General features: G+C 44.9%; 15 protein-coding genes. 10 read left to right on the top strand and 5 right to left on the bottom strand.

Features of this window, described 5'->3' with window-relative positions; all coding sequences use genetic code 11:
- The 4 genes from NV381_RS11475 to NV381_RS11460 all read left to right on the top strand — a co-directional run bounded on the left by NV381_RS11475 (nt 1) and on the right by NV381_RS11460 (nt 4,006).
- Nucleotides 1-2,139, top strand: a complete 2,139-nt coding sequence (locus tag NV381_RS11475; RefSeq protein WP_258213422.1) for a hypothetical protein — start codon at nt 1-3, stop codon at nt 2,137-2,139.
- Between the two features lie 181 nt (nt 2,140-2,320).
- Entirely contained in the window at nt 2,321-2,818 is a 498-nt protein-coding gene (locus NV381_RS11470) for a metallophosphoesterase family protein (protein ID WP_258213421.1), read from the top strand.
- Between the two features lie 33 nt (nt 2,819-2,851).
- A complete protein-coding gene (ytxJ, locus tag NV381_RS11465) occupies nt 2,852-3,193 on the top strand; it encodes a bacillithiol system redox-active protein YtxJ (RefSeq protein ID WP_258213420.1) in 342 nt (113 codons plus the stop codon).
- Between the two features lie 12 nt (nt 3,194-3,205).
- On the top strand, nt 3,206-4,006 hold the full coding sequence (locus NV381_RS11460) for an alpha/beta hydrolase (protein WP_258213419.1): 801 nt from the start codon (nt 3,206-3,208) through the stop codon (nt 4,004-4,006).
- Nucleotides 4,007-4,099: 93 nt separating this feature from the next.
- On the opposite strand, the gene NV381_RS11455 is transcribed toward NV381_RS11460, so the two are convergent.
- The gene (locus NV381_RS11455) at nt 4,100-9,205 is read right to left on the bottom strand and encodes an AAA family ATPase (RefSeq protein WP_258213418.1); all 5,106 of its coding nucleotides are present in this window, start codon (nt 9,203-9,205) and stop codon (nt 4,100-4,102) included.
- A 279-nt stretch (nt 9,206-9,484) separates the two neighbouring features.
- Between NV381_RS11455 and NV381_RS11450 the strand changes: the two genes are divergently transcribed.
- Together NV381_RS11450 and NV381_RS11445 are read left to right on the top strand one after the other, a co-directional pair.
- Nucleotides 9,485-10,375, top strand: a complete 891-nt coding sequence (locus tag NV381_RS11450; RefSeq protein WP_258213417.1) for a TIGR01777 family oxidoreductase — start codon at nt 9,485-9,487, stop codon at nt 10,373-10,375.
- A gap of 54 nt (nt 10,376-10,429) precedes the next feature.
- Nucleotides 10,430-10,756, top strand: coding sequence for a hypothetical protein (locus NV381_RS11445; RefSeq protein ID WP_258213416.1), 327 nt, complete (start codon nt 10,430-10,432; stop codon nt 10,754-10,756).
- A gap of 97 nt (nt 10,757-10,853) precedes the next feature.
- Here NV381_RS11445 and NV381_RS11440 read toward each other — a convergent pair whose 3' ends face one another.
- Nucleotides 10,854-13,025, bottom strand: coding sequence for a DNA topoisomerase III (locus tag NV381_RS11440; RefSeq protein ID WP_258213415.1), 2,172 nt, complete (start codon nt 13,023-13,025; stop codon nt 10,854-10,856).
- Nucleotides 13,026-13,133: 108 nt separating this feature from the next.
- Here NV381_RS11440 and NV381_RS11435 point away from each other — a divergent pair, with 108 nt between their 5' ends.
- Nucleotides 13,134-14,714 carry a diguanylate cyclase gene (locus NV381_RS11435; RefSeq protein WP_258213414.1) on the top strand — a complete coding sequence of 527 codons (1,581 nt, stop codon included), beginning with the start codon at nt 13,134-13,136 and terminating at the stop codon, nt 14,712-14,714.
- Here the strand turns inward: NV381_RS11435 and NV381_RS11430 are convergent.
- Nucleotides 14,697-15,536, bottom strand: coding sequence for an AraC family transcriptional regulator (locus tag NV381_RS11430; RefSeq protein ID WP_258213413.1), 840 nt, complete (start codon nt 15,534-15,536; stop codon nt 14,697-14,699). The two genes, NV381_RS11435 and NV381_RS11430, sit on opposite strands and share 18 nt — an antisense overlap.
- A gap of 141 nt (nt 15,537-15,677) precedes the next feature.
- On the opposite strand from NV381_RS11430, the gene NV381_RS11425 reads away from it, so the two are divergent.
- Both NV381_RS11425 and NV381_RS11420 read left to right on the top strand, forming a co-directional pair.
- Entirely contained in the window at nt 15,678-16,679 is a 1,002-nt protein-coding gene (locus NV381_RS11425) for a Gfo/Idh/MocA family protein (protein WP_258213412.1), read from the top strand.
- A 64-nt stretch (nt 16,680-16,743) separates the two neighbouring features.
- Nucleotides 16,744-17,679 (top strand): aldo/keto reductase, encoded by a 936-nt coding sequence (locus tag NV381_RS11420; RefSeq protein WP_258213411.1) that lies wholly within the window; start codon nt 16,744-16,746, stop codon nt 17,677-17,679.
- 154 nt (nt 17,680-17,833) lie between these two features.
- On the opposite strand, the gene NV381_RS11415 is transcribed toward NV381_RS11420, so the two are convergent.
- Both NV381_RS11415 and NV381_RS11410 read right to left on the bottom strand, forming a co-directional pair.
- Nucleotides 17,834-20,005, bottom strand: a complete 2,172-nt coding sequence (locus tag NV381_RS11415; RefSeq protein WP_258213410.1) for a cellulose biosynthesis cyclic di-GMP-binding regulatory protein BcsB — start codon at nt 20,003-20,005, stop codon at nt 17,834-17,836.
- A gap of 64 nt (nt 20,006-20,069) precedes the next feature.
- Complete coding sequence (locus NV381_RS11410) at nt 20,070-20,948, bottom strand: GGDEF domain-containing protein (RefSeq protein WP_258213409.1); 879 nt, start codon at nt 20,946-20,948, stop codon at nt 20,070-20,072.
- 239 nt (nt 20,949-21,187) lie between these two features.
- Here NV381_RS11410 and NV381_RS38185 point away from each other — a divergent pair, with 239 nt between their 5' ends.
- On the top strand, nt 21,188-22,744 hold the full coding sequence (locus NV381_RS38185) for a response regulator (protein WP_308861788.1): 1,557 nt from the start codon (nt 21,188-21,190) through the stop codon (nt 22,742-22,744).
- The last annotated feature ends 4 nt before the right edge of the window (nt 22,745-22,748 follow it).

Genomic DNA, 22,748 nt, shown 5'->3' with positions numbered 1-22,748 from the left:
TTGAAGACATTCGTATCGAAGCGACTTTTATTATGGTTCATATTCATCTTTACATCCGTGACTATTTCATATGCTTCTGGCACTACTGCTCATGCAGAAGGCGAAAGCTACCTGAGGGATGAGATTGATCCAACTCTTCAGTTAAACCAGGTTCCAATTGGCAGCGGCAGCTCGTTTGAATTAAAAAGTGCCGTAGTGCTGCCTGCCGATGGAGGAAAAACGCTATATTTTACTATGACCGTAACGAATGGAACGGGAAGTAAACTATCTTTTTTGGATTACTGGGTTAAAATCATAAGTGCCTCGGGAGCCGAATTTAAAGCTGAATTGATCCCTCAGGACAAACTGAAAAAGGAGATTCCTGCCGGACAGCGAGTTGATTATTCGTTCTATGCCCCGGTTAATGATACGACGCTGCTGGAGGAGCTGACTTTTCGAATTACGCAGTGGAATTATTCAAGCTCGGAGCTTGAGACGAGTATTGGCGATATTCGATTCCCTGATCCGGCATCAGCCGTTATGGCCCCCATAGTACGCAGCAGGTCGGTGCTTATAGGCAGTATGCCTGTTGTCCTGGATGTATCCCGTTGGTCGTTGCAGCAAAAGGACAGTACCTTATCTTCCAAGCTACTGCTCAAGCTGACGAATAAGGGGAAAGCCAGCATCCGCATGCCGGCCTATCAGTACACTCTGCGCGCCGCTAACGGTGCTATGTACCCGCTTGAGAGTGTATTGGAAACAGGTGCAGCTTCCATGCTGTTACAGCCTGAAGTGACAGAAGAATTGCAGCTGAAGGCAGTTCATCTGCCGGTGTCAGCGGCTTCAGAGGTATGGGATTTGCTGATTAATCAGACGGTGACTGTAAGCAATGAGCTCAAGCTGAGCTATCCCATGGCCGCGCTTCGAATACCAACGGATTCCTCGGATATTCCCCAATTGGGGGATAGCGTAGAGTACTTGAATTCTCAGGGAACCTATTTGTTAAAGGCTGAGAAGCTAAGCCGTACCCCTTGGGAGGATCAGGATATCCTGACTACAGATTTGGCCGTTTCCCATAATCAAGCGGATGCTCTGCCTTTTCCGGCTTTAAAAGCCTACTATGAGCTGGATGGAGGGGTCGTAGTGGAGGCGAAGGTAATTCAGACTGACAGAGCAGTTGGCGTGCCGCCGGGTGTGCCTGTCCATGTGCAAGTGGTTGCCAAAGTCCCTTATACGTATCCATTTGCCCAAACCAAGCTCGTTATTGAAGAAAAGGTGAATGCAAATCTAACGGAAGAAATGGCACAATTCAAGCTGCCTCCAGCCAGTGTCAAGCTACCCTATCTCTCGTATGGCGAGTCGCAGCCCATTACAGGTGCAGGCCGTGCAGCTCAATACGCTCCGCGCGAATTGAATTTGTATACGGATGGAAACAGTACTTTGCTGGAGGCACAGGTGGAGGTAGTCAACTTGGAGAAACGTTCCAATAGTATTCCGCGGCTGACAGCTTTTTTCAAAACAGAAGAAGACGCCTTGTATCCAACTAAAATACGTGAGGTTAAACAGAAGCTGAATCCACAAGGCAAGGCGCTTCTATCCTTCTCCAGCAAGATTCCTAAGGAGTTAAGCACTAAAGGATTAAGGCTTGTTATTGGTGAATCGGTTACCGAACAAAGACTTAGCGGTGTTGAAGATAAAGCCGATGCTTATATCAATGCTGTAGAAATGGATTTGGCGGTTTTGAACGAAGCAATTAATCCAACACTGAAGGATGTTACCTTTTATCCATATACCATTTCTTTGAGCAATATCCAGACATGGTTGGACAATAAACAGCTTAAGGTTAATTTCACGTATAATTTAAGTAAAGACAGCTATTACGAAACAAGTAACGAAGGCAGCAAGCTGGTTATTCAATTTACGGACAGTAACGGCAAAGTGAATATTGATGAAACCTTTTATCTGGAAACGGCCCCCGAGGATACTGACAAGCGGGTTACTCTGGGTGAACATGATTATAGGATAGTCCGTCAGGATGATACCCTGTTGTTTAAAATCGAGTCATTAAAGCAATTTAAAATGAGTATTTATCATGAGTTTCAAGGCAAACGAAAGCTTCTTGCTTCCCAGGTACTGGATTGGTTCGGAGTAACCAAGTAACCTGATCTGTATCGATGAGATAAGAGCATCCCTGGGTGCTTTTTTCTTTTCCTTTAGTTATGGTAAAATGAAGCAAGTTGCAGTTAATGCTTACGATGCATGTTTTGCTGAAGCAAAACTCTGCGAATGCATCCCATGCAGGCTTTCCATTCGGAAAGCCAATAGAAAGGAGAAGATCTCAGTGCGCTTAGGGATTGTATCCGACACGCATATGTTCGGGCGGGCAAAGCAGCTTCCGAAGGCTCTGGTTGCAGGGCTGCAGGGAGTAGATCAGATTCTGCATGCCGGCGACTGGATGGACGCAGAGGTTGTAGGCTTGTTTGAGCGGATTGCTCCGATCGATGGTATTGCAGGCAATAATGATGGTGCTGATATTGTTGAACGTTTTGGACGCTGTAAGGTGCTGCAAATGGGTAATTATCGAATAGGAATGGTCCACGGGGATGGAGGAAGGAAATCGACGCTGGAGCAAGCATTGGACGTATTTAACGGCATGAGTGTTGATGTGATTATTTTCGGTCACTCTCATACGCCTTACCAAGGTATGCATAATGGCGTTCTTCTGTTCAATCCGGGTTCTCCTACTGATAAACGGCGTCAATCTCAATATTCGTATGGCATTATTCAACTAGGCAAGACAATAGAAGCTGAGATCTTTTATTACAATGACAAATCTTAAAGACATGCATTTCAACTAATGGAGGGAATACCAATGACTCAATGGAAAGAAATTACAAGCCAGGATGAATGGAATGAACTGTTTGAAGGAAGCACACAAAAGCCGGTTGTCGTTCTTAAGCACAGCACTACTTGCCCTGTAAGCTCGAATGCTCTGGATGAATTTGAAAGCTATTTGCAAAAGGAACCGAATACAGGCGTTGAATACGTATTGGTCAAGGTCATCGAATCCCGTCCGGTTTCTAACCAGATTGCCGAGGATACAGGTGTCAAGCACGCTTCCCCACAAATATTGTATGTCAAGAACAAAGAAGCTGTCTGGAATACATCTCACTGGTCAGTTACACGGGCTCATATTACTGCCGTGCTTGACTAGAAGGAGCTTCTTATGACTGTCCGGCCGCATCCCTTTTTCTCCGGGGCATTGTTTGCGCGTAAATCATGTTTCGTCTATTTGCCGGAAGGCTATGAAGATACGGATCAATGTTATCCTGTTATTTATTTGCTGCACGGCATGTATGGCAGTGAATCACATTGGCTGCTTAAGGGAAACGCAGAACAGACTTTGGACCGGATGATATCCACAAGTCAGCTTCGCAAAAGTATTGTGGTTATGCCAAATGATGGCGAATACGGTCTAGGTACGTTTTATATGGATTGGTACGATGGAACCGGTAACTTTGAGCAATATTTCATTTATGATCTGATACCGGATATCGACAAGCATTATCGAACTATCAAGGCGGCTCATTCGCGTGCTGTATGCGGCCTCTCTATGGGAGGATTCGGTGCCTTCTCGCTGTCTTTACGCAACCCTGGTTTGTTCGGCGCGGCTGCCAGCTTATCCGGTGCACTGACATCAACAGCTTATGTTGCTGAGAGATTTTCCCGCAGCGACGTAGCGAGGATGATAGGGCCTCTGCAAGGACCCTATGCACAAGAGTATGATTTGCAAGTATGCGCGAGTAAACGGGTTATGGACGAACAGAGACCAGCCTTGTATTTTGACTGTGGGACAGAGGATTTTCTGTACAACACCAATGCAGATTATCATGAGCATCTCAATCAGATCGGATATGCGCACAGGTATCAGCAATTTCCTGGTGAGCATAACTGGAAATATTGGACGGAGCACTTGCCGGATGCGTTAAGCTTTATCGAAGATTATTTTGCTTCACAAGATAAGTGAAATTGGAAGTCCTGCTATTATCGTTGTGGCGGGGCAGAATAAGCCTTAAGGCCTTGGAAATCAAGGGCTTAAGGCTTTTTTAACTACCTCCGATTACTTTTTCTTGAAATGAACCGTAAATGTTGTACCGGAGCCTTCTACGGAATGACACTCAATGGAGCCCTCATAATGAAGCAAATAATTTTGTGCGATATGCAAGCCCAATCCAGAGTTGGTAGCGCCCGGCTTGGTGGAGAAGCCTTTGTCAAATATATGACTAAGATCCTCCTCTTTAACAATTGACCCTGAGTTGAACACAGAGAGCATATAAGTGTGATTCTGCTCTTCTATTGTCAGCCTCACCGTTCTTAAGAGGTCCTCCTGAGGAATGGCTTCCACAGCATTTTTAAGCAAATTATGCATAATGCTTGAAAAATAGCTGATGGGCAGCGTTAAGCTCTCAAATGTACACTCCAGATGGCCATTGACCTGAAGATCGATTTTATTGGATATGCAGGATAGGCTAATATTGTTCAAGACGACACCTAAAACCGGAAATTTGATAGAGTTTACAACAGACTGCTGAACGATCTCTTTGCACCATACCGAGATATAATCCTTTGCCATGTCGTATTTGTTCATCATTAATAATGCATGGATGGTTTGCACATTATTGATAAGCTCGTGCTGAGACTTTCGAATATTCAGCATAGTGGCTTCGGAAGATTGAACCCACTGCTCCTTCTCATCAAGCTGCAATCGAATATTTTTCTCCTGCTCCTCCAGAAGCTGAAGCTTGTAATCCTTGTATTCCAAATTGGAGTACAGCTTTGCATTTTCAATCGTTACGGCAATTTCAGCCGTCAACAGCTTCAACGTATCCAAGCGCTGCTCGTGAAAAACATGGCTGGCCAAATTGTTTTCTAAATAAAGAAGACCGACCATTTTCCCCAACTTCATAATGGGTACAATTAATAGTGATTTAGGGTGGCAACGCTGGATATAGTCGTCCTTGCTAAACATGTCGGAGCTAGCGGCGTCGTTGAGCAGAACGGTTTGCTCGGTGCGAACAGCATACTGTATAGCGGTAATAGCTGCTTGATTATACCCATCCAAAGAAATCGATTGTAAGGCTCTACAGGCCTGGCCCGGAATTTTCTCCACCTCGATATACATACCTTGTTCCCGCATCAAAAGCAAAAGCCCCTTTTCCGCGCCTGCATTCTCGATCACGATGCTCATAAAGCTTTCCAGCAGCTTATGAAACACCGCTTCATTGGAAAGAGCATGAGAAGCTTTAGCCATTGTAGAAACATCGATAACTGCTTGATCCGCAGGATTTCTGCTAATCAGATAAGGATGCATTTCCTCTAAATGAGCGACTTTTCTTAGAGCTCCCCATTGAGTGTACAACGCTTTAGCTTCATGCCAATATGTCTTGGCTATTTTTAACTTGCCGGTTTGCATGTAAAACTTCGCGGCGCATTCATTGGCAACAGCTTCATGTTGAACAAAGCCTTGTTTATTTGCGTGAAAAATGGCCTGCTCATATTGTTCAGCCGCTAATAGATGATTCCCATAGATTCGATTTATCTCGGCCTCCATCAGTAGTTTGAGATGTAAAAAGTTTTCTGGCGAGTGATCGGCCCACTTTTTCATAAGCTTCAAATATTTGCTCAGCTTTTTATCGTACAGCCTTTGGTCAGATTTGCTTGCAGCAGAATAGAGGGCGGTCATAACAAGCGAACTCATGAAGTAATGAAGATGAACATGAATAAGACCGAATACGGCTTGCAAAGTTTCCTCGGCGGCTTCCATAATTGCTTTGGCTTCCTCAAGACTGTCCAGTAAATAACAACTCATTAGCTGAAGAGCGTAGTAAGTATGTATAGGAGCTTTATTACTGAAGCTTTGCAGCTGCTGCAGCTCATCTTGGTTGATGAATAAATTGGATTTATCCATGAACAAAGGCTGAGGTGAGAGAGGATCCTCATTCATAAATAGCATAAACCTTTGCAGGACCATTAAAATATACATCGTATCCTTATCCTGTGAACGTTGGACAAAAGGTTGATATGTATCCGATTCCTCATAAACATCACGCAAAACATCACCCTTGAACAGCCGCAGGAAGAAGCTGAACGTAATGGAATAGCCGGCATATACAAAATCTCCGCCCTCTACCCCGAATAGATGGGCTTGCTTCAAGTAATCAATTTGGGTTTTAATATGCTGCTTTATGTTGCTCGTGAATGCTCCGTGGCCAAAATACACTTTGCTTTTTATTGGCAGCCAATCATAGGCATCGCTCAACCGAAGTCCGACTTCACCGTATTGTACACCGACATTGAGATTGCCCATAATGGAGCTGGTAATAACGCCGTAGGTTGAATAGGAGAGGGCGGAACCTTCTGAATTACCGTTGCGCAGCGAATAATTAAACATTTTGAGCATTAAAAATACATACAAATTTGAATCTAAATAATAGGTTGGCGGGATCAGGTTAACCATAAGCTTCATTACGGCACGCTGAACATGATCCGTCATTGGAGGCAGATCGAACAGCTGCTCTGGCTTTTTGGAAGTCATATTCCATCTGGCCTTTGCCATTTCCCACAATATGGCTGCCTTGTTAACCTTCGGAGGTATCGAAATTCCGAATAAGTGCAATCCCTCCAGCCCTATATGCATCGCCAGCTCATGCAGTCCCAGATTTGTATAGAGCACTATCATTAAATTGTAGACGTCAGCTTTCTCCAACTGGGTACATGCTTGCTTGAGGATGAGTTGGAAGGAGCGCTTGGCTGCTTCAAAATGTCCGCATAAATATTCCAGCTCAGCGAGCTCCGCATAAACGGCGTAAGATAACTCATACTGGCTAATCCAACTGTTTTTATCCAGCAGCTGTAAACTCTGAGTTGCGTATTTTAAGGCAGTTTCGTATGCCGTGTTTGCTTTGGCTTTTTTACTCGCTTTTAAGTTGAGCTCTATCAGCTGCTCTTTTTCCCGTGTTAGCGTTAGCAGCTCTTTGCCCATATTCAGTTGATTCGTCATGACGAATAAATAGTCGGAATGGTCATCCGGATTTATTGACAGCAGCATTTGTTTGCCAATTTGGTAATGAAGCTCCTGCTTCTGATCTTTGGTAACGAGCGAATACACGGCTTGATGTACACGGTCATGCAAAAACTTGTACGATGCTGCCTTGTCACCCGATTGTGCTGTATTCAACGGAAGGATCAAGCCTTCATGAAAAGCGGCAGCCAAATGAGCTTCTATATACTCAGGTGGGATTGAAGCAGTTAAAGCAAGCAGCTCGACTGAAAATAATCTCCCGATACAGGAAGCATGCATAAGCAAAGCCTGCACCGGATGGGCAAGCCTGCGGATTCTATCAAGCATAAGCTCGACTACATCGTCTGTAATGTGGAGTTCTTTCATCTTACTAATATTCCAGCTCCACTGACTGCTTTCGTAATTAAATTCAAGCAGCTGCTGATCGTAAAGCGAATGCAAAAATTGTTTGGTAAAGAAAGGATTGCCTTTCGTTTTCTGAATCATTAAGGAAGCTAATTCCTCTAGCCCGAGGTCAGAATCAGGCATTAGAATATCCTTAAGCATCTGGATGATTTCATTGATATTCAACGGCTCAAGGTCAAGATGAGTAGAATGGATATTGGACATTCGATCTAGTTTGTCAATCGTCCAGCGAAGCGGGTGTGCATCTGTAATATCATTCCCCCGATAAGCTCCAATGAACATGAGATATGAAGAAGTTGCAAGTGATGCCAGATCTTGAATCAACTGTAAGGAACAATTGTCCGCCCATTGTAAATCATCGATAAAAATAATAAGAGGCTGCTCTTTTACTGCAAAAACGTCTATAAATTGCTGCAAAGTGTGCAGGAAACGATTATGCGTTTCAACTGGAGGCCGCTTTGGAAGCGGAGGCTGCTTGCCGAGTATTTTCTCCATGTCAGGGATCAAATCAATCAGCACTTGACCATTCGGGCTGACAGCATAAGCAAGCTTCTGCTTCCAAACCGCAAATTTTTCTTCCGGCATCGTTAATACGTACTGAATGAGCTGCTGCCCAGCTTGAATGATAGCTTGGAAGGGAGTATCTCGGTTGTACTGTTCGAATTTGCCGGAAATAAACAGTACTCTCTCACGCTGAATTGATTTCTGAAACTGTTGAATAAGGTACGACTTGCCAATCCCCGACATACCTGACACAAGCACCATTTCATTACTGCCGAGCAAGGTTCTCTTGTAAGCCTCGCGAAGCTCCAGCAGTTCTGCTTCCCGGCCGTATATTGCATCAGGAATTCGGAAGCTATCGGAGACAGCAGGGGACAGATCCGGCAAGCTATCGAAGTCTTGGAAGCCTGCTTGAAGGAAGCCTTCTTGACAAGCCTCCAAATCACGTCTTAGTTCAAATACGCTTTGGTAGCGATGCTCAGGCTGTTTGGCTAAGCATTTCATAATGATGTCAGAAATCGGCTTAGGCACGTTAGAAGCGATATGCGACGGAGCATCAGGCTCCATGGCCATATGCTGGTGAACAAGCTCGGAGACATCCCGTGAAAGAAAGGGGAGCCTGCCGGTCAGCAGTTCATAAAATACAACGCCTATAGAATAAATATCGGTCCGATAATCAACCTGCCGATTCATGCGCCCCGTTTGCTCTGGAGCCATATAGGGAAGACGGCTAGATGGAAACATCATTGGCTCGTATGCAGACGGCTTGCTATTTGAAAGATGCAGCAGATCATTGAAATCGGTGAGCTGCACGATCCATTTATCCTGCTCAATGATAAAGGCATGGGAAGTGATGTTTAAATGAATGTTTTTGGATTGATGCAGTTTAAGTAAAACCGAAGTGCAAGCAATGGCCACACGTAAAAACAGTGTAATTTCCAATTGACCCGAAGCTAATAAAAGAGAGAGCGGTCGCCCATTGGAAGTTTCCATGTAAAGGTGGAAGGTCTTATTATAAGGCTCCAAGCGCAGCGGCTTAATCATCTCATCCAAATGAAGCTGCAGACTATTCTCGTATTCAGCTGTTATCCACTGAACTTCTTCTTGCGAGGGGTAATCGGCTTTTAACGCTTTGATCCAACAGTCTTCCTGAGTGGCTGGATTTATGCCTCGGTACATCGTAAAAGGATCGTGATCGTACATTTTCTGTAATTGAAAATCGTTAAATGTTAATGACAAGCAAGTAGCCTCCGATACATTACTAGTGCCTTCATTTTACTTTTTACCCGAAAAGTAATCAATATAAATTTACAGAATGTTACAATAAACGACAAATTCTTCATGTCAATGAGTTCGATTTGAAAGAATAAAACCCGGCTTAGAGGCGTTATTTGTCGGAAATAATTCGATGCGTGCGTTGTGTTTTTTGTTGTGTCCTTTTAAGGGGATTTGTTTAGGGTATAATTTGTTATATAATGCTTTTATATATAGAGATAATCTGAAAGTGAGGAACCAGAGATGAAGATTGCCATTACTGGCGGTTCCGGTTTTGTGGGTCGCCATTTGACTCAATATTTTTTAGAACGCAAACATTCCCTGATCATTATCTCTAGGCAACGTCAAGCATCGAAACATCCATTAATTCGTTATGCTACTTGGTCGGAGCTGGAGAAGGATGTTAAATTGATGGAAGGCACGCATGCTATAGTGAATTTGGCTGGAGAGTCTATAAATCAGCGGTGGACAAAAGCGGCGAAGGAAAGAATTCTTCAATCAAGGCTTGAAACGGTAGGGAAAGTCGCTAATATTGTAGACCGAATGCAGATCAAGCCGTCTGTTGTTGTCAACGCATCAGGGATTTCCATATACGGTACTTCGGAGAAGGCCTCCTTCGTGGAGCACAGCGACCCGAATGTTATGGATTTTTTATCAGGGGTCGTAGAGCAATGGGAGCGGGCTATGGATCAGATTCAGCAGACCCGCGTAGTTAAACTTCGTCTTGGAATCGTGCTGGGGAAAGACGGGGGAGCATTTCCCAAAATGATGACTCCCTATAAGCTTGGAATCGGTGGCCGAATCGGCAGCGGTAAGCAGATAATGTCCTGGATACATATAGAAGATCTATGCAGGTTGATCGAATTTTGTATCGAGAATGAGGATATTATTGAGCAGATAAATGCAACCTCCCCACATCCGGTGACCAATGATGAGTTTGGACGAGCCTTAGCTCAAGCGATGAAAAAGTCACATCGAATACCGGTGCCTGCATTTATGATGAAGCTGATCTTTGGCGAGTTATCTACGCTGCTCCTTGATGGTCAGAAGGTAATGCCTCTGCTGGCGGTTGAATATGAATTTCAATATAAGTATCCGGTTATTGAGCTCGCCTTGAAGGATTTGGTTAAATAACAAACTGCTTATCGGTAAAGCTTGGGCAGAGAATGATTGAAAAGAGGTAGCAGTATGATTCAATATGGGTCAGAGCATAATGCAGATTTGAAGTTTCTACAATTACAAGCCTCAATAGAAGTGCGTGACAGTCAATGGGTTGATGTAGAATTGAGCTTCGAGCTATCCGAGGACAGCTTGATGCCTACAGATTTAACGGATTTGACTGCGCTGCTTGTTTGTACCCGTTCCGGTGAAATTTTTCAAATCGTCCCTCAGGATGAGGGACGTGATTGTGAGTACCAATTCACCGAAGCAGAAAAGGTGCAGCTGCGTCAATTCTATGAAGCTCAGGTGAAATCCAGGCTGCTGCAGGCGGTCAAAGCTGAGGTACAGGTTTAATAAACGTTTAACATAAGCAGCAGCATCCGTTACGTTAGGATGAGAGAAGCAATTGTTAACTACAGATTAAAGAAAAGAGGAGCGGGCGAAATTCGCCTCACTCCTCTTTTTGTTTTTGCAGCGCTGCCTTCAATGCTTCTTCCAAGCTCGAGCCAATAGTAGTGTTATCGCTAAATTGCTTGATCATCTGGGCAGAGTTCCGTTTGGCGGCTTTTCCGCCCTCCCGCGGCCCGTCGGTAAGCATTTCTATAACATTACAATGACGGCATTGCGCGTATTTACCTGCCTTGCCTGTGTGTATTTCCATCTTTTTATGGCACTGAGCACAACGTTTGTTAGACAGCTGAGGCTCAGACGCTCGCTTGTAGCTGCATTCACGATCAATACAAACTAGCATTTTTCCTCGTTTGCCTTTGATCTCCTGCAAGTTTTTGCCGCATTCCGGACATTTGGAATGAGTCAGATTATGCGGCTTATACTCGATGCTGCTTTGCTTCACAAGCCGTACCATATCGGTGGTTTGTCCGCGGATGGCTTGTATGAAATCCTTCATGCTGCCTTTGCCTTTGGAGATGCGCTCCAGCTCTTGCTCCCACTTGGCGGTTAGCTCCGGGGAACGCAGTGCGGGTACTACAAGCTCTATTAACTGCGCACCTTTGCCTGTTGGCTGAAGTGTGTTCATTTTCCGTTCAATAGTATCGGTAGACAGCAGCTTTTCAATGATATCCGCACGAGTTGCTGGAGTACCTAGACTATTCTTTTCCATAACTGACAACAGAGCAGCTTCTGTATAGCGTGACGGCGGCTTAGTTGCGCGCTTATCCAGGCTGCAGCGGGCTTCGCGAAGCACATCTCCAACCTTTAGAACGGGCAGCGCTTGCGTACCGTGCAGCTCATCCTCGGATTGTCCGTCAGCATCGCTATCGGCCGAATCCGATAAGCTGGAAGCAGGCGAGCTATCCTGCCCGTACACAGCCTTCCAGCCGGTATCTTTCGTAACGCGGCCCTTGGCATAGAAGCTTTCTCCAGCCAGCTCAACCGTAACGGATGTTTCATCGTAGCGGAAGGCGGGGTAGAACAAAGCGATAAATCTGCGAGCTATCAGGTCGTACAGCTTGCGCTCATCAGCGCTTAAAGTATGAAGCAACGGTGCCTGCTCAGTAGGGATGATAGCATGATGATCCGATACCTTGCTGTCGTCGACGATCCGCTTGGTGACGGACAAAGGCTTGCGCAGCAGCGGTTTAACAAGGGCTGCATAAGGCTGTACACTGATGCTGTCCAGTCGTCCCTTTAAGGTAGGAATCATATCCGAGGTCAGGTACCTGGAGTCCGTTCTTGGATAGGTGACCAGCTTGTGCTGCTCATACAGCTTTTGCAGTACATTGGATGTCTGCTTGGCAGAAAAGCCATATTTGCGGTTGGCATCCCTCTGCAGCTCCGTCAAGTCGTAGACGAGTGGATGCGGCTCGCTTTTCTCCGTTACTCTCAGCTGTGTAACCTTAGCTTGGGCACCCTGAATCTTCGCAAGCAGTGTATCGGCAGCCGCTTTGTCGAACAAACGACCGTCCGTCTGCTGCTTGCCCCTCCACATTGCTTGAAAGCCTCCTAATTGTGCCTTGAGAAGCCAATAATCTTGCGACTGAAATGATCTGATTTCCTTCTCGCGCTCCATCATCATGGCAAGGGTAGGAGTCTGTACTCTGCCGGCAGCAAGCTGAGCATTGTATTTGCAGGTTAGGGCACGAGTAATGTTCAAACCGATCAGCCAGTCGGCTTCCGCCCGACACACAGCGGCTTGGTACAAGGCATCATAGTCTCGACCCGGCTTGAGCTTGGCAAATCCATCCAGAATGGCTTTGTCCGTCTGTGAGGAAATCCAGAGCCGCTGGAATGGCTTGCGCCACCGGATCAGCTCCATAATCCACCGTGCAACAAGCTCGCCTTCACGTCCAGCATCAGTTGCGATTATCAGCTTGTCTAAATCACTTCGCTGGGCAAGCTGTGAAATGGCGCGAAATTGAGGTGTTGTTTCTTTAATAATTTTAAGCTTCATTCGTTCTGGCAGCAGTGGAAGATCTTCAAGCTCCCAAGTTTTATATTTTGTATCATAATCTTCGGGCTCCGCTAACGTGACTAAATGGCCGAGAGCCCAAGTGACGACATATTTAGGTCCTTCTATAAAGTGCTTTGACTTCTGATGGCAGCCGAGCACGCGTGCTATTTCCTTGGCAACACTCGGTTTTTCTGCAAGTACTAGTGATTTCATACATACTCCTTATATGGTTTTATTTAACATTGTTAAGATCTTTGTCTAAAACTTTTCTAATAAGTTTTTGCTATGATGAAGCTTATATACAGGAGAAGAGGTGGTTCTATGCTGTGGGGATTATTTGTTAATCTTATTGCAAATTTAGCGTTAGTTACAGCGTTTTTATTTTTCTCAGACCGTTTTTTAAAACACAGTGAATCGAACCGGGTCCTGTCCAAATATAAGCTGACGGTGGGGGCTGCGCATGGTTTATTCGGTATTTTGTTAATGTTTTTCAGCGTCCCCATCGATTCAAACACTTTTCTGGATTTCAGGCAAATTGCCATTATTGCAGCAGCACATTTTGGAGGCTTTTACGCTTCATTAATATCAGGAATACTCATTGCAGCAGGCAGAATTTCATTGTTTGGAGGCGTAAATGTATCATCCATGACTGCAACAACAACGGTTCTAATAATGGGCATCGGGAGTGGACTGATCTCACAATATGTTCAAGATTACTGGAAAAAGTGGTATTTGTCCATTTCCTTATGCGTTATCGTTATTTGCGGCAGCATGGTATTCCTTCTGGGGAATGATCGTGTAGTGCAAATAGCGCCTTTTTTTATAGCATTAATCGTTGTTGGAGGTCTGTTCACGGCTTATTTAATTCGCTATTTATGGAAGGCCAATCAGCTTGTGCAGCAGGTGGAGCAGAGTGAAGCACGCTACCGTCAATTGCATATTTTACATGAAGCCATCTTACACTCGGCTACTGAAATGGCGATTGTAGTTACGGATGTGCAGGGGCGAATTACGATATTTAATAGTGGTGCCGAACGGATGCTTGGATACCAGGCTGAAGAACTGATTGGTAAGCATACGCCGGCCCTGTTCCATCTGGCAGACGACCTTCAAGAGCACGTGGAAAAACGGAACATGAGTATGCAACAGGAGGCAAATGCTTTTGAAGTACTTATTGCAGCAGCCAGAAATGGACAAACAACAGAGCGTGAGTGGACCTATGTGCTTAAAAATGGAAATGCCATTAAGGTTGACTTAATCATCAGTCCGGTGAAGGAAAACTATGATCATATCCTCGGGTTTATGTTTATGGCAACTGATATCACATTAAAGAAACAGTCGGAGGAGCGGCTCTTGAGAGCGAACGAAATGCTCCACCAATTAACGCTTTTGGATGGTTTGACCCAAATCCCGAACCGCAGGTCCATGGATGAAAGCTTGTCAGCTTGCTGGGAGTTTGCAGATCGCAGCTCACAGCCGATATCGCTCATTATGATCGATATCGATTGCTTTAAAAGCTATAACGATACATATGGCCATCTTGGGGGAGACCAATGTCTGAAGCAGGTGGCAAAGACCATCCAAAGCACAATTCGAATAAATGATTTGGTTGCACGTTATGGTGGAGAAGAATTTGCCGTAGTGTTACCTTCAACCACTTTGGAGGAAGCAGAAAAGCTGGCGGAAGAAATTCGTGCCCGCGTTGAACAGCTGCATATTCCACACAGCGGCTCTGTATCCTGCGGCTGGGTCACAGTTAGTCTTGGGGTCAGTTCCATTATTCCTCACTCAGGTGTTCAGTCCGAGCAGCTCATTTGTACGGCGGACAAAGCTCTTTACCTGGCCAAACAGGAGGGAAGAAACCGGGTGGCCAAGGATCATACGTTAATTTTTCCAGTATAAATCCCTGTAGTCGGAAGGTGTCATGCCTTCCTGCTCCAGAAACCTCTTGTTAAAATAGCTTGTACTAGGGTAGCCGGAATCCAGTGCAATCTGTCGGATCGTAAGCTCCCGCTTCTCCAGAAGCCATTGTTTGGCTAATTGCAGCCTGCATAGGGTGACAAAGGTCATGGGAGACATTTGAGTTACTTTACGAAAGAGTTTGCAAAAATAATAGGTGCTGACTTCCGCTTTCCCCGCCCAATACTCCAATTCAAAAGGCTTGCAAGCATCCTGCTGGATTTGTGGAAGCAAATGCAGAATTCGATTGAAGGTTTCTTCATTTTTATTGGTAGACAATGGCTCAGCTTGATTGACGAACTCGGCAATGACAGAATAGGTAAGCGTCGAGAGTCGTGTCAGCCTGTAGAACGTGTTCTCCTCCGCTTCCAGCAACAGCTCATGATAGGCTTGCACCAATGGCTTCCACTGACGAACGGTCCACAAATGGGAACGGTGAAGCCCTCTCTCCAGCAAATAATCCTTCAGCTTTGAGCCGTAAAAATGCATCCACCGAACCTCCCAGGGATCATCCTGACTGGAATAATAACGCTGCTTTTGCAGTGGGAAGTATAAAAAGGCATCTCCAGCTTGCAGGCTGTAGGTTTGATTCTCTGCGACTAAAAAGCCTTTGCCTTTTACAACCATATGAAGGCTGAAGTTGTTCAAAGCATTTTCCTGACGGTCCACTGAATGCCAGGGAGCATCCTGATACCAGCCAACGGATTCCGGCAAGCAAAAAAAGGCATGATCTGCCAAGGTCGGGAGTGTGCGCTGGCGCTGCATGATCAAAAGAACCTCCTCCGTATAATGATGACAATATTGTTATATCCTTGCGCAAAAAGCTTCTATATTCATATTAAATATTGTTTTCTATAATAGCAATATAGTCTTACTTAATATATTTCATAAGGAGTTGGAGTTGTAATGGAACAACGGAAGATACGCTGGGGGATCCTTGGCTGCGCAGGAATCGCGAAACGTGCGGTAATCCCGGGTACCAAGCAGTCGGAGACAGGCGAGGTTGCGGCTATTGCGAGCCGAGATGAGAGCAAAGCGATCCAGACGGCACAAGAATTAGACATCCCGGTTGCTTATGGAAGCTATGAAGCGCTGTTAAGCGATGACAGTATTGATGCCATTTATATCCCTTTGCCTAATCACTTACATAAAGAATGGACAATTAAAGCAGCGGAAGCTGGCAAGCATGTGCTATGTGAAAAACCGATTGGCTTAAACGCTGCGGAAGCTGAAGAGATGAAAGCAGCTTGTGAGAAGGCGGGTGTTAAGCTTGCAGAGGCCTTCATGCACCGGCATCATCCCAGATATGCCATGATTAAAGAAATTATTAAGTCTGGCGAAATAGGCCAGATTCGCGGAATTCACGGAGCATTTACATTTAACAGCTCACAAAATCATGGCAATGTCAGATTTAACGAGTCCATGGGTGGAGGCTCGCTCTATGATGTTGGTGTATATCCGATCAGCGCAGCACGGTTTCTGCTTGAACAAGAGCCGGAAGCTGCTACTGTACACGCCTTTTTCTCACCGGAACATGATAATGTCGACATGATGGCTTCTGGTCTGCTGGAATTTCCAGGTGGTGTAGCGCTGACTTTCGACTGCGGTATGTGGGCCGCGGGCCGCAATATACTTGAGGTTCTTGGCACAGAAGGGCGTATTGAATTGCCATGCGCGTATGTATCCCGATTGAATGAGGAAGATCATTTCTTTGTAACTGTGAAAGGTGAGCGCAGGGAAGTAAAGGTGCCATATATTAATCAATACTCTCTTCAGGCGGATAATTTTGGACGCAGCATTCTGGAAGGTGCTCCACAGTTATTTGACGGGTCCGATGCAATTCTTAATATGAAGGTAATTGATGCTTGCCTCAAATCCGCTAAAGAACGCAAACGTGTAGAAATCTAAGAATCCTTTGAGCATATAGAATGCTCGCTATTATACCAACCCAACTTAAAGGAGTGTTGAAACAATGAATACAATTCGTGTACAAGGCTTGGAAAAAACGGTAAGCTGTCTTATTCAAGGCTCAGACTTCTTTACACATGAGGTTTATGACAAAGTATGTACGGTATTGGATCAATTTTTTGCAATGGGTGGAAATACCATTGATACTGCCTTTAATTACCGCGGAGGCCAGAGTGAAGAGACAATCGGAAGATGGATGCAGGAGCGGGGCAATCGCAAGGATGTTGTCATCTTGACCAAAGGTGCGCATCACGATGCAACCGGACCGCGTGTTAATCCAACAGCTATCGCAAGCGATCTTGCAACAAGTTTAGGTAGGCTACAAACCGATTATGTGGATTTGTATGCCCTGCACCGCGATGACGTCAATATTCCGGTAAGTGTCATTATAGATGCGCTGAATGAACATATCCGCGCTGGCCGCATTATTGCAATTGGAGCTTCCAATTGGTCACATACAAGATTGCAGGAAGCTAATGACTATGCAGCAGCGAATGGGTTAACCGGCTTCTCTTTCAGCAGCCCTAACTTAAGCTTGGCGAAACCAAATGAGGCAAGATGGGCAGGCTGCATATCTGCTGATACAGAAACCTGCGCATGGCATGAGAAAACTCAATTGCCGCTGCTTTCATGGTCATCACAAGCAGGCGGCTTTTTCACCGGCAACTTTGCCCCGGATAAGCTGGAGAACGCAGAAATGGTTCGTGTCTATTACAGTGACGCTAACTGGGAGCGTTTGCGCCGCGCTGAAGAGCTTGCCAAGAAGAAGGGAGTCAGCCCTATTCAGATCGCGCTTGCTTATGTTTTGAATCAGTCATTCCCTAGCGCTGCCTTAATTGGTGCCCAAAACAAAGCAGAGCAGGAGTCCTGCCTGGAAGGCTCTCAAATTAAGCTGAGCCCTGAAGAGGTGCAATGGTTGGAAAATGTACAGCTTGTTTAACCCTATTCGTATTGGAGTAAAACGAAAGGTTATAAGCTGCTGAACGCTCATTCTTGATACAAAACGCCATTCTCAATCATAGACTGCATGTTGCAGTTTAGAATTGAAAATGGCGTTTTTTTGGGATGGATTCTAACTTGATGAATTCCAGCTATTAGCGGCGTTTACGATTCAGCCATAATAAACTAATGGTGAGAACCACTATAAGCAGAAAAGTGATGGGAAATACATAGGGATTAAAGCTGCCGCCACTGTTATTGAAGAAGATTCCCGTGTTTGGATTTTGAGACTTAGGGGGAAGAGGTTCTTCTTTGACTGGAAATGCATGCACTTTATTTTGACTATCGATTATTACAAATTTACCGGTTATTTTGTTGCTTTCGACTGGGCTTGTAAGAGCAGTGGTAATGGATGCTCCACGCTCAGCAGATGCAGCAGACATAATCAATAAGCTGTTGTTCGGATTAAGCGGTGATTGTGTTATTTGAATAACCGCTGAGTTGTTTTGCAGCTCACTCAATAATTGGACATCACTCTCATGAGAAAGGATTTGATCATCCTTAAATTGAACCTGGCTGCCAGAAAAGCCATTCATAAAGTCAGGCAAGCTTTTGGATGTACCCAAGTAAATAATGTTAAGGTCTTTAAGAAGTTCTTTTAGACCGGGTGTTGAAGTTTTAATCAACACTAATTGATTATTATTTATTTGTGCGTTTCTTCCAATCATTCCAGCCAGCGTCAAGGCCATGCTTAATTCGGTCGTTCCTGCTTGCTCCGGCAGCAGCAGAGCTGTTTGATCCCAGTGCCCATTTACAACAAATGGGTAAGGGAGTGATTCCAGTCTCGGGGTTTGCCTCTGAGCTGGGATATAAGTCAAAGTAGAGTTCTTATCAATTACTGCCCAGTTTCCAAGGTTGCTAGTACTGGAGCAGTAATCTTTAACGTTCTGATTTTGCGCATCGTTACTATTACCTTTGGCATTTATAAATTGAAACATTACGTCAATTTCGAGTGTCCTGCGAGAGCCGATTACACTTGGCTCCAATACCAACTCAAGCAGCCCTGAATCAGCTGTAGTTTCGGTCAGACGTTGACTTTCAACAGGAATGCCATTGAGTTTCACCGATACAACGGATTGTTTCAAATCAATGGATCTGGAATGTTTGAACAGCAGCTTAAGTCCGGCTCCGTTATCTATGTCCCAATTACCTGGAATGGGATAATTGATCCGTACATTTCCTTGCTCTGTTCCTTCTATCGTAATATTGGTATAACCCATCTTCTCCAAGGTTACGGTGTAAGGATTTCCAATCTTCCAATCAGCAGGAGCTTCTTTTTTGCTCACCTTTGCTGGAATGACAGAAACATTGCCTTGTAGTTGAGAAAATAAGGTTTCGTCTGTTAAGATGGTCGCAGCATTGGATAGTTCCTCGGCATTTCCTGTAACTGTCAGCTGCGTATTTGCGGAATTCCAAGGAGAAGGCGCTACACCGATTACCCCTTGCCATTGGTTAGCCGGAGAGCCTGTGAGCTTGCGCAATGCTTCTATTGCAGCTTGCCCGCGTTCCTTCCAGTGGTCCGATCGTCCAAACCAGATCACATTATTATCGCGTAAAAGCGTGTCTGTAAGCTCTGATTCGGAATATACAGGAAACTTAATCCGCTTATCCGATGCTAGGGAGGAGAAATACTGCGCTAGCTGGGCGACTGATGTGAACTCGTTCTGATCTATATTATCAGGTACTGCAATAATGGACTGCAGCGGGTTCGTGCTCCCCTTTTCCAAGAAAGGACTTGGGTATGTAGTCAGGTCTGCTTTATCATAGCTTGGAATTAAATTCAGGTTGACTCTGCTGTTTTTAAGGATAACCATCCAATTTGCTGTATTTTGAGGATCCACACAAACATTGTTTGCTATTTCCATGTGCGTCTGTAAAGTTACTTTGTGAAAGCCCGATTTAAGTCCCAGCTTGGAAAAATCAACCCGCCAAAGCGTTTGTTCTTTATTAGACTCATCGAGGGTAACACTGCCGATTGGAAGATCATCAATCAATACGGTTAAGGAGGAAGCTTTAGGAAGAAGCGTTGGTGAATGGCCATAATATAAATCCAAGTAGGAGCCCGCGGCAGCGGCACGCCCTTTGCCAATTTCAAAATAGGATTCGTCCCGGGCATTCTCTCCTCTTATGACTCGATCGTCAGCAAATAGGGGGAAGTTTTCCGGGGTGGCCTGTGCTTGTCCATACACACTAATGGCATGAATAGGAGTGGCGAGCATCAAACAAGCCATAAGAATACATAAGCGTGCTAGCAGCTTTAGCTTCATTTATAAGTCCCTTCCTTATAACTTTTTACGAAATGGGTACGGTCCAGGCCGCTGTAATGTAACACTAAACACTTATTATTAAATCAAGCTTGGCCTTATCGTAAATCTCTTGAAAGTTCATACCGTCCTGCGGACAAACGGATCGCCCATAGCGCAGTCTGGCCCTGACTGTTCCTTCGCGCCGAGGTCTGGACAACAGTAAGGAATTAAATTTATCATCCATCCATTCAATGGAGATGCTTATATTCATCTGCTCGGATCCGGTTAAGATAACTCCGAACAGGCCATCGCCCAAATATCCTTTACAATCTACATCGCGCATGACATCACGGATCAGCTCAGCAATTCTGTGCACCAGCATCTGTGATTGCTCATGGCCGTATTCATTTTTAAACTCTTGAAAGTATTGAACTTCAATAAGCATTAAAGTTAACGGGCGCTTAGCGCGCAACCCGCGAAATACTTCTTCTTGCAGCTTTCCCATAAACCTGGTGGAGTCTGCAAAGCCCATCATCGTATCCAATTCAATGGTTCCGTCAAAGGGGTGCTGCTCATCAAATTCGCCTTCAGCATGGTTGGCCCCGGTAGTTCTCATCGCATTTGATTTTGAGCGGACATCATTCCTGCTAATTCCACCCACAAGCGCGTAGAAAGGAAAGATGATTAGCCAGACGATATCATTCCATCCGATTTGGTAATGAGTTTTGCCCATGTAAAGCAAGTACAATGTGTAGCACCCGTATAGGAGAACTACTACCAGACAAGCGATCAAAGCTTCATTGATTATACGGAGATAACCGAATACTCCTAATGATAGAGCTAGTATAAACCACACGTAGTTGACCGGGTATAAATGGCGTGTGAAATATACATAAAGAGTCAGAAATATAACAGCCAGCAGTTGAACAAAAATATTCGCATACATCCGCCCCGACAAATTCATCTTTGTTGATCCTCTCCACTTATAATAACTGTTTCTCCATAGTTATTCCTATTTCGACATAACTAATATTCCCCGTTATCTTATCAATTCCTTTTTATAGAAATCAAGCTATAGTCAAATTTATTAGTCAATTTTCGTACTTTTTAACATGTTTTATGTATAGGTGCCCATTAAATGCCTATGGTATGATAATTGAACAAATAATGAAAACGGTTACTCTATCCTTGGGGGCTGAAAAAATGAAAATGAATCCTTTGACCGTGTTGGTTGTTGACGATGAACTGCCTCTGAGGGAGGAACTGCGTTTATTTCCGTGGTCTGCTTGTTCGGCTGAGCTCGTTGGAGAGGCGGAGAACGGGGCGGAAGCATTGGAGCTGTGCCGCAAGCTATCTCCTGATGTGGTCATTACAGACATAACGATGCCCATAATGGATGGAATGGAACTGTTTAGGATCATTAAGAGTGAATTTCCGCAAACCCAGGTTATTCTGCTTACTTGTCATAGCGATTTCGAATACGCGAGGGATGCAATAAAGCTTGGAGCTTTGGAGTATCTCATTAAAATTTCACTGTTGGACAGTGAGCTGGAGCAAGCACTGGATAGAGCCAGGCAGGCGATCGACCGTGACAGAAACCATCGTCGAAGCGAATTGGATAAGCAGCGCTGGCAGCTGTCTATGCTGCTTTCTCAGCCTGGAGCAGGAGCTATGGTACCCGATATATTGGGTCCTCTATTTAAAACCTGGAAGCTTGAATTTCCGCTGCGTTTTATTCGTATTCATCTCAATGTAAGAGCAGAGAACGAGATGTATGTGCATCATGAGCTGCAGCTTGCATTAAGTGAGTGGGAGACCGCTACACGTACTTTTTATCGCTGGCTTCCTTTAGGAAATACGGATTATTTGTTATTGTGTCATTCACCTATTCACGAGCAAGCTCCTCTCCTGCATGAACAAGTTAAAAGCATACTTGCAAGTTTACAAGACGAATTGGATCACCGATTATCCTTTGTAAGCGAAGCGGTGCGCTTGTTTGCAGTAATTAGTGAGGCGATACAGGAACCCTCGAGTTTATTGCCGGAAATAAACCGTGTCCGGCTGCCTTCGGCAGCATTTTTCTATGATAGTACTGAAATTTTGTATAACGATACGTTGGAGGGAAGCGGAGCCAATGCTCCAATGAGCGAGCAGATAAAGAACATGCTGCTGGCCCAAATTCGCGAAGCTGCAGCCTGCGGCAGAGATGAGCTTATTCATTTTGTGAGGACCGGGTTCACCGATTGGGCCAATGGATATCGTCCTGATCCCGAGGAACTGAAGCAATGGCTACTGGAATCATCCAAAGAACTATTTAAGACTAAAGGAAGCGAGCATGGGACTTATGACAAGGTGCTGCAAAGGATCGCTGTGTCAAGAACTCTGGCTGAATTGACGGCAAGCATGATCCGTGAGCTGGAGACGGCTGATGGAGCGAAGAGCAGATGCCGCAAGGAGGTTGTGATGGCCAAACAGATGATTGCCCAGCGGTTGGCGGAGCCGATAACTTTGACATTGATTTCCGAGGAAGTTGGGCTGAGCTCCTTCTATCTAAGCCGGTTGTTTCGTGAGGAAGTAGGGGAATCGTTTAACGAATACATTACTCGTCTGAGGATAGCTAAAGCGATAAGCCTTCTGCAAACAACTTCAATGAAGGTTTATGAGGTCGCAGAGCAGGTAGGAATACCAAGCTACCGTTACTTTTCCGTGTTGTTCCGCAATCGAACTGGTGTCTCGCCAACTGATTTCAAGAAAGGTTGAACGG

The organism is Paenibacillus radicis (ex Xue et al. 2023), from assembly GCF_024722015.1.
GTDB lineage: Bacteria > Bacillota > Bacilli > Paenibacillales > NBRC-103111 > Paenibacillus_S.
Note: the sequence above shows the minus strand (reverse complement) of the source record. Positions and strands in the feature narration are given on the sequence as shown.

Coding starts and splice junctions, on each gene's coding strand:
- NV381_RS11430 (WP_258213413.1), bottom strand. CDS start 15,536: ATGCAGCGCCAGCGCACACTCCCGACCTTGGCAGATCATGCCTTTTTT.
- NV381_RS11435 (WP_258213414.1), top strand. CDS start 13,134: ATGCTGTGGGGATTATTTGTTAATCTTATTGCAAATTTAGCGTTAGTT.
- NV381_RS11450 (WP_258213417.1), top strand. CDS start 9,485: ATGAAGATTGCCATTACTGGCGGTTCCGGTTTTGTGGGTCGCCATTTG.
- NV381_RS11440 (WP_258213415.1), bottom strand. CDS start 13,025: ATGAAATCACTAGTACTTGCAGAAAAACCGAGTGTTGCCAAGGAAATA.
- ytxJ (WP_258213420.1), top strand. CDS start 2,852: ATGACTCAATGGAAAGAAATTACAAGCCAGGATGAATGGAATGAACTG.
- NV381_RS11415 (WP_258213410.1), bottom strand. CDS start 20,005: ATGAAGCTAAAGCTGCTAGCACGCTTATGTATTCTTATGGCTTGTTTG.
- NV381_RS11425 (WP_258213412.1), top strand. CDS start 15,678: ATGGAACAACGGAAGATACGCTGGGGGATCCTTGGCTGCGCAGGAATC.
- NV381_RS38185 (WP_308861788.1), top strand. CDS start 21,188: ATGAAAATGAATCCTTTGACCGTGTTGGTTGTTGACGATGAACTGCCT.
- NV381_RS11410 (WP_258213409.1), bottom strand. CDS start 20,948: ATGAATTTGTCGGGGCGGATGTATGCGAATATTTTTGTTCAACTGCTG.
- NV381_RS11445 (WP_258213416.1), top strand. CDS start 10,430: ATGATTCAATATGGGTCAGAGCATAATGCAGATTTGAAGTTTCTACAA.
- NV381_RS11420 (WP_258213411.1), top strand. CDS start 16,744: ATGAATACAATTCGTGTACAAGGCTTGGAAAAAACGGTAAGCTGTCTT.
- NV381_RS11460 (WP_258213419.1), top strand. CDS start 3,206: ATGACTGTCCGGCCGCATCCCTTTTTCTCCGGGGCATTGTTTGCGCGT.